The organism is Rhodoferax sp. TS-BS-61-7, assembly GCF_002943465.1.
GTDB lineage: Bacteria > Pseudomonadota > Gammaproteobacteria > Burkholderiales > Burkholderiaceae_C > Allorhodoferax.
The window spans coordinates 96823-112932 of record NZ_PTQY01000004.1; the positions used below are offsets into that span (position 1 = coordinate 96823).

General features: G+C 63.7%; 15 protein-coding genes. 8 read left to right on the forward strand and 7 right to left on the reverse strand.

The genetic code is table 11. The annotated features are described in order from the left end of the window. Positions 1 to 28: 28 nt before the first annotated feature. On the reverse strand, positions 29 to 889 hold the full coding sequence (gene asd / locus C5F53_RS12030) for an archaetidylserine decarboxylase (RefSeq protein WP_105261619.1): 861 nt from the start codon (positions 887 to 889) through the stop codon (positions 29 to 31). 308 nt (positions 890 to 1197) lie between these two features. Further along, positions 1198 to 1779 carry a polymer-forming cytoskeletal protein gene (locus C5F53_RS12035; RefSeq protein ID WP_105261620.1) on the reverse strand — a complete coding sequence of 194 codons (582 nt, stop codon included), beginning with the start codon at positions 1777 to 1779 and terminating at the stop codon, positions 1198 to 1200. A 179-nt stretch (positions 1780 to 1958) separates the two neighbouring features. On the opposite strand from C5F53_RS12035, the gene C5F53_RS12040 reads away from it, so the two are divergent. From C5F53_RS12040 to C5F53_RS12055, 4 genes are all read left to right on the forward strand, one after another. Continuing rightward, positions 1959 to 2831 (forward strand): LysR substrate-binding domain-containing protein, encoded by an 873-nt coding sequence (locus C5F53_RS12040; RefSeq protein ID WP_105261621.1) that lies wholly within the window; start codon positions 1959 to 1961, stop codon positions 2829 to 2831. Between the two features lie 73 nt (positions 2832 to 2904). Further along, positions 2905 to 4407, forward strand: a complete 1503-nt coding sequence (locus C5F53_RS12045; protein WP_105261929.1) for an FAD-linked oxidase C-terminal domain-containing protein — start codon at positions 2905 to 2907, stop codon at positions 4405 to 4407. Between the two features lie 5 nt (positions 4408 to 4412). Then, positions 4413 to 4778: a CidA/LrgA family protein gene (locus C5F53_RS12050; RefSeq protein WP_105261622.1), complete on the forward strand. Its 366-nt coding sequence runs from the start codon at positions 4413 to 4415 to the stop codon at positions 4776 to 4778. Continuing rightward, complete coding sequence (locus C5F53_RS12055; protein WP_105261623.1) at positions 4771 to 5490, forward strand: LrgB family protein; 720 nt, start codon at positions 4771 to 4773, stop codon at positions 5488 to 5490. Before C5F53_RS12050 ends, C5F53_RS12055 begins: the two co-directional genes overlap by 8 nt. Positions 5491 to 5513: 23 nt before the next feature. Here the strand turns inward: C5F53_RS12055 and C5F53_RS12060 are convergent, their stop codons facing one another. After that, a complete protein-coding gene (locus C5F53_RS12060) occupies positions 5514 to 5921 on the reverse strand; it encodes a hypothetical protein (RefSeq protein WP_105261624.1) in 408 nt (135 codons plus the stop codon). Between the two features lie 213 nt (positions 5922 to 6134). Between C5F53_RS12060 and C5F53_RS12065 the strand changes: the two genes are divergently transcribed. Continuing rightward, positions 6135 to 6431, forward strand: coding sequence for a Bor family protein (locus C5F53_RS12065; protein ID WP_236635355.1), 297 nt, complete (start codon positions 6135 to 6137; stop codon positions 6429 to 6431). 170 nt (positions 6432 to 6601) lie between these two features. On the opposite strand, the gene C5F53_RS12070 is transcribed toward C5F53_RS12065, so the two are convergent. Together C5F53_RS12070 and C5F53_RS12075 are read right to left on the reverse strand one after the other, a co-directional pair. Further along, the gene (locus C5F53_RS12070; RefSeq protein ID WP_105261625.1) at positions 6602 to 7261 is read right to left on the reverse strand and encodes a ProQ/FINO family protein; all 660 of its coding nucleotides are present in this window, start codon (positions 7259 to 7261) and stop codon (positions 6602 to 6604) included. 35 nt (positions 7262 to 7296) lie between these two features. Beyond that, complete coding sequence (locus tag C5F53_RS12075; RefSeq protein WP_105261626.1) at positions 7297 to 8154, reverse strand: phytanoyl-CoA dioxygenase family protein; 858 nt, start codon at positions 8152 to 8154, stop codon at positions 7297 to 7299. A 103-nt stretch (positions 8155 to 8257) separates the two neighbouring features. Here C5F53_RS12075 and C5F53_RS12080 point away from each other — a divergent pair, with 103 nt between their 5' ends. Then, a complete protein-coding gene (locus tag C5F53_RS12080; protein ID WP_105261627.1) occupies positions 8258 to 9265 on the forward strand; it encodes an asparaginase in 1008 nt (335 codons plus the stop codon). After that, positions 9262 to 10176, forward strand: a complete 915-nt coding sequence (gene rocF, locus C5F53_RS12085) for an arginase (protein WP_105261628.1) — start codon at positions 9262 to 9264, stop codon at positions 10174 to 10176. The genes C5F53_RS12080 and rocF overlap by 4 nt, the downstream gene beginning before the upstream one ends. Before the next feature lie 15 nt (positions 10177 to 10191). Here the strand turns inward: rocF and C5F53_RS20695 are convergent, their stop codons facing one another. Both C5F53_RS20695 and C5F53_RS20700 read right to left on the reverse strand, forming a co-directional pair. Next, positions 10192 to 12171, reverse strand: a complete 1980-nt coding sequence (locus C5F53_RS20695; protein ID WP_105261629.1) for a methyl-accepting chemotaxis protein — start codon at positions 12169 to 12171, stop codon at positions 10192 to 10194. A gap of 70 nt (positions 12172 to 12241) precedes the next feature. Then, positions 12242 to 13678 carry a methyl-accepting chemotaxis protein gene (locus C5F53_RS20700; protein ID WP_304590031.1) on the reverse strand — a complete coding sequence of 479 codons (1437 nt, stop codon included), beginning with the start codon at positions 13676 to 13678 and terminating at the stop codon, positions 12242 to 12244. A gap of 212 nt (positions 13679 to 13890) precedes the next feature. Between C5F53_RS20700 and C5F53_RS12100 the strand changes: the two genes are divergently transcribed. Continuing rightward, positions 13891 to 16104, forward strand: coding sequence for a bifunctional diguanylate cyclase/phosphodiesterase (locus C5F53_RS12100; protein WP_161499926.1), 2214 nt, complete (start codon positions 13891 to 13893; stop codon positions 16102 to 16104). Positions 16105 to 16110 lie beyond the last annotated feature (6 nt).

Genomic DNA, 16110 nt, shown 5'->3' on the forward strand with positions numbered 1-16110 from the left:
TCCAACAGTTTTGCAGTCTCCCTGCAATTCAGGATACTGGCTTTTCAGGGGTCTCGCCCATTTTTTCGCCCAGGCACACCGGCTTGCCCGCGGCCCAGGGGCCGTCAAACGCAAGGCGGTCGCGCCCAAAAAGCATCACGACGGTAGAACCAAGCAAGAAGCGTCCCATCTCCTCACCCTGCTTCAACACGACCGCATTGGCGTCGTAGTGCCACTCGGTAATCTGGGGCAGGCGCGGCGGATTGACCACCCCGTGCCACACCGTGGCCATGCTGCCCACCACCGTGGCACCCACCAGGGTCAGCACAAACGGGCCATGGGCGGAGTCAAACACACACACCACACGCTCGTTGCGCGCAAACAGACCAGGCACGCCACGCGCCGTGGTCGGGTTCACCGAGAACAGGTCGCCCGGCACATAGATCATGCGGCGCAGCACGCCATCGCACGGCATGTGGATGCGGTGGTAATCGCGCGGGCTCAGGTAGATGGTGGCAAAGCTGCCGTTGTCGAACTGCGCTGCCAGCTTGGCGTCGCCCCCCACCAGCGCGGTGGTGCTGTAGTGGTGGCCCTTGGCTTGGAAAATCTGGTCTTTGTGGATCGCGCCAAACTGGCTGATGGCACCATCCACCGGGCAGACAAAGGAGGCAGAGGCGAGTGGGCGCACACCTTCTTTGAGAGCACGGGTGAAAAAATCGTTGAACGTGGCGTAAGCAACGGGGTCCGGGTTGGCGGCCTCGGCCATATTGACCTGGTATTTGCCAATGAACCAACGGATCAGCGCGGTGGTGGCTTTGCCCCCACGGGCACCAGCCACCAGACCGCCAAACGCGGTAAGGGCTTTTTTGGGGAGCAGGTACTGTGGCAGTACGGCAAGGGTGTCAGACACAGGGGAACTCCCGAGGGGAAAAAGAGGGCCATTCTACTGACGGACCTCGGCCACAAATAGGCTTTGCTCTCGGGGAAAACACGGTGCATTTGCCGGTTTTCATGGCAAAGCGCCCAGTTCAGCGGGGACATTAGTTCGGCTGATGACAGGCGAACGACGCACCCCAAGGAGATCGGCCGCCTGAGCGGCGATGCGACCTGGCGGCGGGGCCGTGCCTTGCCACGCCATCGCCATGCGTGAAACGCTAGAAAAGGGGCGCCTTGGATCGATGCGAGCGCTACTTCACCCGCGCCCGGTGTCGCTCCGCTTTATGCAGCGTTGAGCAGGCCCATTTTGGCCGGGAGCAAGGCCTCGGCTCGGTGGGCAGCACCAAACTGGATGTCACCCATCAGCTGCCCGCCCTCTTGGATCACGACCTTGCCGTAACGGATCTTGCCGGTGACCCGCCCGGTGGAGTAGATCACCAACTTCTCGCGCACCGTCAAATTGCCGTTGAACTCGCCGTGGATCTCAGCATAGTCAATCTCTGCCGAGCCCTTGAAGGCGCCGATCTCGGTAATTTGCATCACGCGGGAGTCCATGGTCGCCTCCACCATGCCCTCGACCACCAGGGTGTCGCAATCAGTGATCTCCACTCCCTTGAGCTTGATATTGGGGCCCACGGTCAGCTTGCTGCCGCCCTCCTTGGTGGGGGCACCCGAAAGGGGGGCTGCTGCCGCGCTGCCGGCAGGCTTTGCAGGTGCGGGCGCTTGGGCTTGTACCGGGGCCGCCGATGCATGTCCGCCATCACTGGTGCCGGAGCCCGACAGTCCACTGGACTGGGCCGGACCAGGGCGGGTGTGGACCGGATCTGCGGGACGTTTGCCAAAAAACGGGGCTTGCATAGTCATCAGAATGCTTTCGAGTTGAAGAGAATTCATACTAGACCGAGCACCGTGTAGCAATCTTTGGCCAATTGCAACATCCCTGGTGCAAATGCCCCGAATTGTTGCAAGTGTCACAGGCGCCGGAACACGCAGATCCACGTCCGAGCAGCAGTCCCAACGCCCACTAGTGGCATCATTCCCCCATGAGCGCCTCCCGCATACCTCCTATCCAATGCCTGCTGACTTTTGAGGCGTTGGCACGGTTACGGTCGGTCACATTGGCAGCAGAAGAGTTGTTCGTGACGCCCAGCGCGGTGAGCCACCGGGTGCGGCAGCTGGAGCAGATCATTGGCACCAAGCTGTTTGGCCGGGCCGATTTTTCGCTGACCACCGAAGGCAGCGAGTACCTGGCCCATGTGCGCGAGGGCCTGGCCATCCTGCAGAAGTTTCCCAGTGCATCCGCCGCGCCCGGCAAGCGCAAGCTGCGCCTGGCGGTCACGCCCACGTTTTCGCGCTCCATCCTGATCCCGCGCCTGCGCCAGTTCACCGACGCCTACCCCGAGATCGACCTGACGTTGCAGGTGTCCATCCCCCTGCTGGACGTGGTGGCCGAGGACGCGGACCTGATGGTGCGCTTTGGCCCCGGCCGCTATGCCGACATGGAGCACACGCTCTTGATGAAGGACGAGGTGACGCCGCTGGCCTCCCCCGCCTTTGTGCGTGAGCACGGGCCGTTCGAGACACCGCAGGACCTGGCCAACATTCCCTTGTTGCGCAGCCCGCTGGAGCCCTGGCGCACCTGGTTTGCCGCCAACGGGCTGGACTGGCCCGAGCCGGTGGAGGGATCGCAATTCAACGACATTGGCCTGATGTGCGACGCCGCCGCCGCCGGCATGGGCGTGGGCCTGGTGCGCCTGAAACTCGGCGCGCCTTGGCTGGAGAATGGTTCATTGGTACGGCTGTATGACAACAACGTGCCCAGTCCCCACGCCCACTACCTGTGCTGGCGCACCGGCGCCATGGACCGCTGGGAAGTGGCGGCCTTTGCCGAGTGGTTGAAAAAAGCGGTGGGCTAGGCCCGCAATTTCTTCACGCCACGGTGCCCAGCTTTCCCCTAGAGTGCAGACTACGCCGCCCGAAAGCCCCGCCATGAACGCCTCTGCCTCCGCCAGCACCACCGATTTGCTATCAAAAACAGAGCTGCTTGCGCATATTCTGCGGGGGCTAGAACCCCATTTACCCAAGCATGCGCTGCTGTACCAGACCGAGGACACCACGCCTTACGAGTGCGACGGCCTGACCGCCTACCGCCAGCGCCCGCTGCTGGTAGCGCTGCCGGAGACCGAGGCGCAGGTGGCCGCCGTGCTCAAGGTCTGCCACGGCCTGAATGTGCCGGTGGTGGCGCGCGGTGCGGGCACCGGCCTGTCGGGCGGGGCCATGCCGCATGCGCTGGGCGTGACGCTGTCACTGGCCAAGTTCAACAAGATATTGAAGCTGGACAAACGCAGCCGTACGGCCGTGGTGCAGTGCGGCGTGCGCAACCTGGCCATTAGCGAGGCGGCAGCCCCACTGGGCCTGTACTACGCACCCGACCCCAGCAGCCAGATTGCCTGCACGATTGGCGGCAACGTGGCCGAGAACTCCGGCGGTGTGCACTGCCTGAAGTACGGTCTGACGCTGCACAACGTGCTCAAGGTGCGCGGCTTCACCATGGAGGGCGAACCCATCGAGTTTGGTGGCGACGCGCTGGACGCGCCGGGTTACGACCTGATGAGCGTGGTGGTGGGCAGCGAGGGCATGCTGGCCGTGACCACCGAAGTGACCGTAAAGCTGGTACCCAAGCCGCAACTAGCACGCTGCATCATGGCCAGCTTTGACGACCTGCGCAAAGCCGGCGACGCGGTGGCCGCCGTGATTGCGGCCGGCATCATCCCCGCCGGGCTGGAGATGATGGACAAACCCATGACCGCCGCGGTGGAAGACTTTGTGCACGCGGGCTACGACCTGAGCGCCGAGGCCATTCTGCTGTGCGAGAGCGATGGCACGCCCGAAGAGGTGGAAGAAGAAATTGGCCGCATGACCGAGGTGCTGCGCTCGGCTGGCGCCACCGGCATTGCGGTGAGCAACAGCGAGGCGGAACGCCTGCGTTTCTGGAGCGGGCGCAAGAACGCCTTCCCCGCCAGCGGCCGCATCAGCCCCGACTACATGTGTATGGACAGCACCATCCCCCGCGCGCGGCTGGCCGACATCCTGCTGGCGATTGCCGAGATGGAGAAGAAATACCAGCTGCGCTGTGCCAACGTGTTCCACGCGGGCGACGGCAATTTGCACCCACTGATCCTGTTCGATGCGAACGACGCCGACCAGCTGCGCCGCTGCGAACTGTTCGGCGCCGAAATTCTGGAAACCAGCGTGGCCATGGGCGGCACGGTGACGGGCGAACACGGCGTGGGTGTGGAAAAGCTCAACAGCATGTGTGTGCAATTCAGCGCCGAAGAAAACGCGCAGATGTTTGCGCTCAAGGCTGCGTTTGACCCCCAGGGCCTGCTGAACCCCGGCAAGGTGATTCCCACGCTGCAGCGCTGCGCTGAATACGGCCGCGAGCTGGTGCGCGGCGGCAAAGTCAAACACCCGGATCTGCCGCGGTTCTAGATTTCATGCAAGGCTTGCGCGGTTTGGCCTGGTTGCTCGCGCTGCAAAGCGCGGGGGAGCTGCTGGCGCGCGCGCTGCACCTGCCCTTTCCCGGCCCGGTGGTGGGCATGGTGCTCTTGCTCATCGCCCTGCGTTGGCCGCTGGTGCGCGAGCCCGTGGCCCAGTGCGCGGACTTTCTGTTGGCCCACCTCTCCCTACTGTTCATCCCGGTGGGTGTGGGCGTGATGACCCACCTGGCGCTGCTGAGCCAGTACGGCGGCCGCATGCTGCTGGTCCTGGTGCTGTCCACCTGGATTGGGCTGGCCGTGACCGCACTGGTGCTCTACCACCTGAGCCCTGCCGACGACAAAGATGCAGCCAGCGATGTCTGACTTTGTCGCACTCTGGGTCTACCTCTCGGCCACACCGCTCTTCGGCCTCACGGCAACGCTGGTGACCTATGTGCTCGCGCATGCGCTGTACCTGCGCGTGGGCCAGGCCGCCTGGGCCAACCCGGTGTTGTGGAGCGTGGTGGTGATTGCGGCGGTGCTACTAGCCACCGGCATGCCCTACCCCACCTACTTCTCGGGCGCGCAGTTCATCCACTTCCTCTTGGGGCCGGCCGTAGTGGCACTGGGCTGGCCGCCGTGGCAACGCCGCGCGCAGGTGCGGCAACGTTGGGGGCGCTTGTTGCTCGCGTCTTTGCTGGGTGGCGCGGCGGCCAGCGGGTCGGCCTTGGCATTGGGTTGGGCCGTGGGGCTGCCGGCCGATGTGGTGCTGTCGCTGGCGCCCAAGTCGGTTACCGCGCCGGTGGCCATGGGCATTGCGGACAAGATAGGCGGCATCCCTGCGCTATCGGCCGTGTTTGCGGTGCTCACAGGGCTGGCAGGCGCGCTCAGTGGCAAGATTTTGTTCAGCCTGCTGCGCCTGCCACACAACGGCAGCGGCTGGGCCGCACGCGGTTTTGCGCTGGGCACCGCATCCCACGGCATTGGCGCGGCGCGGGCGCTGCAGGTGAATGCGGATGCCGGGGCCTACGCGGGCTTGGCGCTGGGGCTGCAGGTGGTATTGGCATCGCTTCTGATGCCGCTGTTTTTCCGCTGAAACGGGTTCAGCAGAGGTGTTGGCTAAAAGCGCGAACTGAGCACGAAGTTGACCGCGCCAGATTGACCTACAAAGGCTTGGTACTGAAAAGTTTGGCCAAAAGCGGTGGTGTGCTCCGAGCGCCACTGGGCCATCATGCTTTTGCCATTCGGGTCGTAAGCCAGCGCCAGGGGGCTGCCAGAAAAAGACGTGATCGCCAGGCCCACCGTTTTGCGCGGCAATTCGCCGGGCCGCTCCACGCGGCTGTCAAAGGCCACCACATAGTCTTTCAGAGAGTTTTCCAGCTGCTTGCGCTGCCCATCGGCGCGCACCACCAATGCGCGGTCGGCGGCGCCCATGGGCGCCGATGGCTCGGGCGTAAGCGGCGCCAAGGCCTGAGCAAATACGCCGGAAGCAGCACCCAATACCAGCAGGAACACAAAAATTCGCATGCCCCATCTCCATGTGAATGGAAAACACTATGGCATGGCGCGTCGATGGCGAAAAGAGGAAAACCCAGGGTTTGCTGTAACAAATTGCAGATTTGCACAAAACACCAAGGCCGCGTTTTTCATCTTGACGCCCTGCGCCAAGCGGGTTTCAATGTTCAACAGCTTGTTATGCACAGGCTGTCTGTCTGCTAACTCACTTAGGGAGAATTTGGAATGATGAAATCCGCTCTGATCGCCGTAGTCGCCGCCACCGTGTTGGCCGGCTGCGCCAACCAACGCTTTAACGTGGCGGGTGACCTGCCGGCCATGCCAACGGCCAAGGCTGAAGACAGCCAAACCTTCTTCGTCAGCGGCATTGGCCAGATGAAGTCGGTCGACGCTGGCAAGGTGTGCGGCGGTGCCGACAAGGTCACAGGCGTCGCCGTAGAGCAGTCGGCCACCGATGTGCTGTTTGGCATGATTACCTTGGGCATTTACACCCCCCGCACCGCCCGGGTGTACTGCAAATAAACCAGTCTGCCGCCCAAGACCAAGCCCCTCGTTGAGGGGCTTTTTTATGGGCGACCGACACACACCGGTGCCGGGGCCGGTCTGGCAGTGGCTGGTGTAGCCCTCAGCTAGCGGGTGTCAATCCACGCTGAATCAGGCTCAGACAACGCCAAGATCCCAGATACGAAAGGTCAGGCCACTGTGGCTCGCGCCAGCATGCGGCTCACCGCGCGTGGGTCCATGCCGTACATGTCGGCAAAGACGTCCAGCGATTTGCCGCTGGCTTTGAAGGCCTGCAGCAGCGCCTCGGTCTTGGCGGCTCGGGCGTTGGCTTCTGCCATGGCTTCGTCGAGCACTGCGTTGGCGGCTTCGTCGCGGCTGCGCACCAGTTCGCTGTAGGCCAGGGGTGTCAGGCCCGAGGCCTCACAGGCCACCACGATGCGCTGCAGGAGCTTGGGGCGCAGGTCTTCCTTGCTGCGGGTCTGGCGGCGGCGGAAGACTTCCAGCAGGGCGTGGTGCACATGCTCGGGCGCCATCGCTTCTACGGGTTTGCCTTGCAGGTCATACCGGTCTTCGCCGGAGGCCACGGCCGTCAGGTAACGTGTGGACCGCGCGTGGTGGGACAGCGCCGCCTTGAGGCTGTCTTTTTCAAAAACATCAGGGTGGGCGTCCAGCAATTCCTGGAAAACGCCGCGCTTCATGGGCAGAAAAGTGGCGCCAAACATGTGGGGGTACAGCGCCGCCATTTGTTCCAACACCGGAAAAACATCGGGCTTGGACGCGCGCTTGGGGGCAGCCACGGGGGCCTCGGCGGCGAGCGTTTCGGGTGCGGTTGGCAAGGTAGCTGTCATGCAAAAACTTTAGTGAAGCGGAGAAAAGCCCTCGATCATGCCAGCACAAAGCCCCGCACGGGGTCCGCCGCACCGCGCTGCAGCCAATTGGTGGCTGCGTACTGCGTGCTGGCATCCGTCGCATGCAAGGTATAGGCATGCCGCGACACCGCCGAGCGATTCGGCGCGCTGTAGTGCGGCAGCAAGCCATGGAAGACCACTAGCGCCCCCGCCTTCACCTCCAAAGGAATCGCGTTCACATTGCTGGCGGGCCAGGGCGTGGCGTCCAGCTTCTTCATGGTGATGGCGTCGCCATGGCGCTCAAAACGTTCACGTAACACACCGCGTTGGCCGCGGTGGCCGCCGGGTTCGGTCCACAGGCAGCCGTTGTCCAGCGTGGCGTCTTCCAGCGCAAACCAGAAGGTGGTGACGCTGATGGGCGTGGTGTCAAAAAACGTGGCGTCCTGGTGCCAGCCCACCTCGCCGCCAATGCCGGGCTGCTTGAAGATGTACATGGACTGCCAGACCTGCGGCCGGGCCAGGCCCACATCAGCGGCAACCTCTGCTAGCGCGGCACCATGGCTGAAGGCTTCGAACACCGGGTCCTGGTCGTGCAGGGCGTGGCCGATCTTGTTGATGGACAGGGCCTTGGCCTGGCGCAACTCGCCATCTGCGCCAAACGCCTCTTCCTCAAAAAAGCAGCTGACGCGGTTGGCCGAATCCAGAAAGTAGCGGTCCACCTGGCGCACCTGGTCGTTGGTGGTGAAGATGGTCTTGCTCTCGTTGGGGTCAAAGGCCTCGACGATGGCCTCAGCCCGGGCGCGCACAGCGGCAATCTCTGCGGCGGACTTGAAGTTGGGCAGGATGAGGAAGCCGTCTTCCTGGTAGCGGGTTTTCTGTTCGGGTGTCAGCATGGGGCTATGCAAAGTTGGGCTGTGACGATAGCGTTTCAGTATAGACAGCCTTGGCCTAAACCACGGCAATTCGGATACGCTTGTCAGCAGGAGAAGATAACCCGTGAACCTTGCCCCCCTGATCCAGCTCACCCGTGGCGGTACGCCCGAATGCCTGCACTTTGGCGCCGTGGCCGTGGTTAACCGCGGCGGCCAGCTCAAGGCCTTTGCGGGCGACCCGCATTTGGTCACCTTCACCCGCTCCACGCTCAAGGCCCTGCAGGCCCTGCCCTTTGTGGAAGCTGGTGGCCCTGCGCAGTTTGGCTTTACCCAGGCCGAGAACGCACTGCTGTGCGCCAGCCACAACGGAGAGGCCATGCATGTGAACGGCGCCACCAGCATGTTGGCCAAGGCCGGCCACACCTACAAGACGCTGCGCTGCGGCTGCCATGTGCCGCTCTTGTTCAGCTACTTTGACAAGGGCGCACCAGAGGGACTGGAGGTCACCGAGGCGCACAACAACTGCAGCGGCAAACACGCGGGTTTTGTGGCCTATTGCGTGCAGCACGGCCTGCCGCTGGACGACTACACCGCCGCCGACCACCCGCTGCAGCAGGCCATTGCGCGTGATGTGGCGCGTGCCGTGGGCATGGACGTGCAGGACATGCCACGCGGCATTGACGGCTGCTCGGCACCCAACTTCGCCATGCCGATTTCCAATCTGGCGCGCGGCTACGCGCGCCTGGCCAGTGGCGCGCAAGACGTCGAGTTTGGCGCCAGCTTTGCGCTGCTGAGTGAAGCCATGACCGCCCACCCCGATATGGTGAGCGGCACCGGCCGCAACGACCTGGACTTCATGCGCGTGGGCCGGGGCGACTGGGTCAGCAAGGTGGGCGCGGACGGCGTGCAGGTGGTGGGCAGCAAAAGCCGCGGCGAGGCCTTTGCGCTCAAGATCATTGACGGCAACAAGCCCGCGCTGTTTGCCGCCAGCGTCGAGATCCTGGACCAGCTGGGCTGGCTGGACGATGCGCAACGCGCCGCGCTGCAGCCCTGGCGCGCGGCCGAGATTCGCAACGCGCGCGGCCTGCTGGTGGGCGAGCGCCTCCCTGTGTTCCAACTGGAAACCCCATGAACCACAAGATCAGCCTCATTGGCGCGCCCACCGACATTGGCGCGGGCACCCGCGGCGCCAGCATGGGGCCCGAGGCCTTACGCGTGGCCAACATCACCAGCGTGCTACAGGCCCACGGGCTGGAAGTGCTGGACAAGGGCAACCTCAGTGGCCCCAGCAACCCCTGGCTGCCACCGGTAAACGGCTACCGCCACCTGGCCGAAGTCACGGCCTGGAACCGCAGCCTGCACGACGCGGTGTATGCCGAGCTGCAGGACGGGCGCCTGCCCATCGTGCTGGGCGGGGACCATTGCCTGGGCATTGGGTCGATTAGCGCGGTGGCGCGCCACTGCCGCGAGATGGGCAAGAAGCTGCGCGTGCTGTGGCTGGACGCACATGCCGACTTCAACACCAACACCCTCACACCCAGCGGCAACATCCACGGCATGCCCGTGGCCTGCCTGTGCGGCTTTGGCCCGCAAGAACTGATCGAGATTGGCGGCCAGGTACCGGCCATTTCACCGAAGTGGGTGCGGCAAATTGGCATCCGCAGTGTGGACGAGGGCGAGAAGCGTTTTGTGCATGAGCAGGACCTGGAGGTCTTTGACATGCGCTACATCGACGAAATGGGCATGCGCGCCGCCATGGAGCTGGCGCTGGCGCTGACGGACGCCAACACGCACCTGCATGTGAGCTTTGACGTGGACTTTCTAGACCCCGACATTGCGCCCGGCGTGGGCACCACGGTGCGCGGCGGCCCCACCTACCGCGAAGCGCAGCTTTGCATGGAAATGATTGCCGACACCGGCCGCATGGCCAGCCTGGATGTGTTTGAGCTCAACCCCGCGCTGGACGAGCGCAACCGCACGGCCGAGGTGGCGGTGGACCTGATCGAGTCCCTTTTCGGCAAAAGCACCTTGATGCGCAAATAAGCGAACTCGCCCGACTCAGCCCCCCTGGGTCTTGAAGACGGACACGGTCTGCACCAGTTCATTGGCCTGGCCTTTGAGGCTGCTGGCCGCAGCGGCCATCTCTTCTACCAACGCCGCATTCTGCTGGGTCGCCTGGTCCATCTGCGCCACGGCATGGCCCACTTGGGCGACACCATCGCTCTGCGCCGAGCTGGCGGCGCTGATCTCGCCCATGATCTCTGTGACGCGGCGGATACTGTCCACCACCTCAGTCATGGTGGTGCCCGCCTGGTCCACCAGCGCAGTACCTTGCTCTACGCGCTGCACGCTGGCGCTGATGAGTTGTTTGATCTCTTTGGCTGCGTCAGCACTGCGCCCGGCCAAGGACCGCACCTCGGACGCCACCACCGCAAAACCACGGCCCTGCTCACCGGCCCGTGCCGCCTCTACCGCCGCGTTCAGCGCGAGGATGTTGGTTTGGAAGGCAATACCGTCAATCACGCTGATGATGTCGGCAATTTTGGCGGACGACTCGTTGATGCCCTTCATGGTCTGCACCACCTGGCCCACCACCTGGCCTCCGCGCACGGCCACACTGGAGGCATTTTGGGCCAGGGAGTTCGCCTGTTGCGCACCATCTACGTTCTGGCGCACGGTGTGGGCCAGCGCATCCATGCTGGCCGAGGTTTGCTGCAACGCACTGGCCTGCTGCTCGGTGCGGGCCGACAGGTCCTGGTTGCCATGGGCAATTTCGGAGCTGGCTGTGGCCACACTCTCGGCTCCCTGGCGCACCGCCTGCACCACCTGCATCAGCCCGCCACCAATCTGGTTCATCGCGCCGGTGAGCTGGCCAATCTCGTCACCGCTGCGCGACTGTAACTGCACCGTGAGGTCGCCTTGTGCAATACGTTGCGCGGCCTCGCTGGCCTGCGCCAAGGGGCGGCTCACCATATTGCGCAAGACCAGGTACACGGCTCCCGCGGTCAACAAGACCATGAAGACCCCCATGCCGGCGAACAGGTTGCGAAGGTGGCGCACTTCTGCGGTGTACTCGTCCACGTACGTGCCGCCAGCAATCACCCAATTCCAGTTCTTCAGGTAAGAGAACGCCACCACCTTGTCACGCGCCCGGGTTTCGCCCAGCTCCTGGTTGACCCAGGGGTAGCGGATCAGGCCGTTCTTTTGCTCCAACATGTCCTTGATGAATTCACGGCCATCGGGCGACTTGGTCTCCAGCAGGTTCTTGCCCTCCTCCGCAGGGTGGACGATGAGGGTGCCGTAACTCTTGCCGGGGCGCGCGTCCAGCACATAGAAGTAGCCGGTATCGCCGATCTTGAGGGCACGCAAGGTCGCCTTGAGGTTGACCAGGTATTCGGTAAAGTCCAGCCCCACAAAAGACAGGCCAACGACAGCGCCGCTGGCGTCCTTGATGGGGTCATACCGTGTCATGTACTGGCGGCCAAATAACGTGGCCAAGCCCACAAAACTGCCGCCCTCCAGCGTAGCCTTGTAACCCGGGTGGGCACGGTCCAACAGGGTGCCCACGGCGCGGTCACCCTTCTCGTTTTTGAGGGAGGTGGTGATGCGCACAAAGTCATCACCTGTTTTGGCAAACACGGTGGCCACGGCGCCGGTGCTGGCGGTGAATTTGTCCACCAGCTCAAACTGCAGATTCAAAGGCTTGCCGTCCAGCGCCAGGGTGGGGGTGGGCTTGCCAGCAATCTCGACGACCGTGGCGCTATCCAGCGTAAACACACCGGGCAGATTGCTCTGGAAGGCCTTGCCCAGGCCATTGGCGCGGCTGCGCAGGTCTTTGTCCGATTCGTCCACCAGATCAACCACCAGCTTGGTCTTGTCTGCCACCTCACGGTTGGCGCGCTCTTCAATCACCTTGCCCAGCGAATACCCGATGACGGTGATCAAAACCGCAAAGAATACGCCCACCAACACCAATACGCTGGCGGACACCTTTGCACCCACACCCCATGGGCTTCCACCCGATTGCACTGTTTTCATCGCGACATCCTTCTTGTTTGGCAACCGCCTTGCAGGCATTTATGTTGCATCGCCGCATTTTGCATGCAACTCACCTGCGCAACGTCGCAGCGTCCACATGGAACACCGCCACGGTTTGCACCAGGTCTTGCGCTTGGCTGCGCAGGCTGCCGGCTGCGGCGGCCATCTCTTCCACCAGCGCCGCATTCTGTTGGGTGGCCTGGTCCATCTGGGCCACGGCGTCGCGCACTTCAGCCACACCGGTTGCCTGCGCGGCGCTGGCCGCGCTGATCTCACCCACGATTTCGGTCACCCGGCGGATGCTGCCCACCACCTCGGTCATAGTCTCGCCCGCATGGTTAACCAGCGCGCTGCCCTGCTCCACCCGTTCCACACTCGCACTGATGAGTTGCTTGATTTCTTTGGCAGCCTCGGCACTGCGCCCGGCCAGGCTGCGCACCTCGCTGGCCACCACCGCAAAACCGCGGCCCTGCTCACCAGCACGCGCGGCTTCCACCGCCGCGTTCAGCGCCAGGATGTTGGTCTGGAAGGCAATGCCGTCGATGACGCTGATGATGTCGCTGATCTTGCGCGAGCTGTCGTTGATGCCTTGCATGGTCTGCACCACCTGGGCCACCACCTCGCCGCCTTTGGTGGCGGTATTGCTGGCGGCCATGGCCAGGGTGTTGGCCTCGCGTGCGTTGTCGGCCGATAGGCTGACCGCGCCGGTGAGCTGACTCATGCTGCTGGCGGTGCGCTGCAGGTTGGCGGCGGTCTGTTCGGTGCGGTTGCTCAGGTCCTGGTTGCCGCTGGCAATTTCGGAGCAGGCCACTTCAATGCTGGCAGAGCTGCTGCGCACCGCAGCAACCGCCACATCCATGCGGCCCAGTGTGGCTTTGAGCGCTTCGCCGCCCCGGGTGGTGGTGGTGGTGTCCTGCACGTTCAGAGAAATGCTGTCGTCCCGGTTGACGCGTGCCACCAGAATGCGCAGCTCGTCTCCCTCGCGCGCCGCCTTGGCCATGTTGATGGCCATGACCGCCTCCACGCCCGACTGGATCACCACATACAAGGCGTGGATGATGATGCGGCCAAAGTCGGGTTCGGTGATGCAGTACAGGCCAAAACCCGCCGCTTGCAGGCGGTCAAACGCAACATGGTGCACCGCAAACAACACGGCACCAAAGAGGATCACGCGCCAATCGCGGTAGACCAGAAACAGCGCGAGGGCCACAAAAACACCAAAGTGCATCTCGGACATGCCACGGCTGAGCTGGATGTGCAAGGCCACAAACGACACCAACACAAAGGTCAGCACAAACCGGCTGGCCGTGGTGTACCGCGCCAACCAAAACACCCCAAAGGCGATGGCCAGCAACACCACCGTGGCCGTAACGGCCACGCCCGAGTCGACAAAATTCAGCCCCAGGGCAATGCTGACCAGCGCAGACAGGCTGATGTAGCTCAGCAGGACGCGGTCGCCCAGCATGGCCAAAGTCTCCGTGCTGGAGGTTGGTTTTTTCTGTGTCATAACGAATCCAACGGGTTGGTGGCAGGATGGGTGGGCGGAAAAACGACCAAACCCAGCCCACTGTATTGCGCCGAAGCGCAAGAACCTTGTGCAAAAGATGGCTTTTCACGCCCTATTTCAGTGCTGCCCCACCCCGCCGTCCAGAGGGCAAGTCACCATGGCGGCGGGCCCTGCTTTGGGATAGAGTCGAGAGGATGAATGGGCGCTTGCCCATGTTGACCCAGAGCAGGCCCGGTGCCGTGACCCAAGACCCACCCCCATCACTCACGCCTACCGAAGCACCCACCACCACGCTGGAGAGTCTGCACCTGCCCCACCGTTTTAGGGCCTGGAGCGGGTCACAGTTTGAAGACGACAGCGACAACCTCTGGAAGCTGGCGCTGGAAGGCTCTGGTGCCGGCGCCTGGGACTGGAACCTGCTCACCGGGGAGCAAATCCACTCCCAACGCTGGCAGCAAATGCTGGGCTACGAGGCCGGAGAAATTGCCGACGCCAACCACGAATTTGTGAACCGCGTACACCCGGACGACCTGCCCCGCGTGAGCGCCACCTTCACCGACTACCTGCAGGGCCGCAGCCCGAGTTACGCCGTGGACCTGCGCCTGCGCTGCAAGGACGGCAGCTGGAAGTGGATCCACACGCGTGGCACCATCGTCAGCCGCAACGCCCAGGGCCAGCCCCTTCGCATGATTGGTACCCACACCGACATCTCGGACCGCAAAACTTCAGAGACTGCCTTGCGCGACAGCGAGGAGCGCTGGAAGCTGGCGCTGGAGAGCACCGGCGACGGCGTGTGGGACTGGCACATCACCAGTGGGCGCGAGTTTTTCTCTAAACGCCTGGTGGAGATGTACGGCTTTACCGAAGCCGAGCTGGCCGACCGGCCTGAGGAGCTGGACCAACGCACCCACCCGGACGATGTGGAGGCCATGCAGCGCGACCGCCAGGCGCACTTTGACGGACTGACCCCGACCTACTCCAACGAGCACCGCGTGCAGTGCAAGGACGGCCGCTGGAAATGGGTGCACACGCGCGGCATGGTCATCAGCCGCGATGCGCAGGGCAGGCCCACCCGGATGATCGGCACGCACACCGACATCACCGACCGCAAAAACGCCGAAGCGCTGGTGCGCCAGCACGCCTACTTCGACCCTCTGACCGGCCTGCCCAACCGCCGCATGCTGCGTGACCGGCTGGAGCAGGAGATCAAACGCAGCCGGCGCGACGGCCTGCAACTCGCCATCCTGTTCATTGACCTGGACCACTTCAAGGAAGTGAACGACACCCTGGGCCACGACAACGGCGACCTGCTGCTGGTGGAGGCGGCCCGCCGCCTGCGCCAGTGTGTGCGCGAGTGCGACACGGTGGCCCGCATGGGCGGCGACGAATTCACCGTGCTGCTGACCGAATTGACTCCGGGCACCGGGCTGGAGGGCCTGCTGCACAAGTTGCTGCAGACCATGGCCCAGGTGTTTCAGCTCGGGCAAGAGCAGGTGTTTGTCTCGGCCAGCGTGGGCGTAACGCTCTATCCGGCAGACGGCACCGAGGTGGAGGCGCTGTACAAACATGCCGACCAGGCCCTGTATGTGGCCAAGGGGGCGGGGCGCAACCGCTTCAGCTTTTTCACCCCGGCGCTGCAAGAGGCTGCGCTCACACGCGCCCGGCTCACCAACGATATGCGCCACGCCATTGGCCTGCAGCAGCTGCAGCTGCTCTACCAGCCGATTGTGGAACTGGCCAGCGGCGCCGTGCACAAGGCCGAGGCGCTGCTGCGCTGGCAACACCCCGAGCGTGGCCTGATCAGCCCGGCCGCCTTCATCCCCATCGCGGAAACCAGCGGCCTGATTGTGGCCATGGGTGACTGGGTATTTGAGCAGGCGGCGCAACAGGTGCAGGTTTGGCGCCACAGCCTGAACCCCGCGTTCCAGATCAGCATCAACACCTCGCCTGTCCAGTTCCAGCACACCCATCCACCCGAAACCAACTGGGTGCGGCGCTTGGCCGCCATGGGCCTGCCCGGCGACAGCCTGTCCATCGAAATTACCGAAGGCGTGCTGCTGGATAGCACCACCGGCGTGACCGCCAAACTGCTGGAGTGGCGCGACGCGGGCATCCAGGTGGCGCTGGACGACTTTGGCACCGGCTACTCCTCCCTGTCGTACCTGCAAAAGTTTGACATCGATTTCATCAAGATCGACCAGTCCTTTGTGCGTGACCTGCACCCCGAGTCCACCAACTTCACGCTGTGCAAGGCCATGGTGGCCATGGCCCATGCGCTGGGCCTGCAGGTAGTGGCCGAAGGGGTGGAGACCGCCGAGCAGCGCGACCTGCTGCTGCAGGCCGGCTGCGACTACGCACAGGGCTACTGGTTTGCCCGGCCCATGCCCGCCGAGGCGCTGGCCGCCTGGGTGGCGGCACGGGCCTAGCCCGCC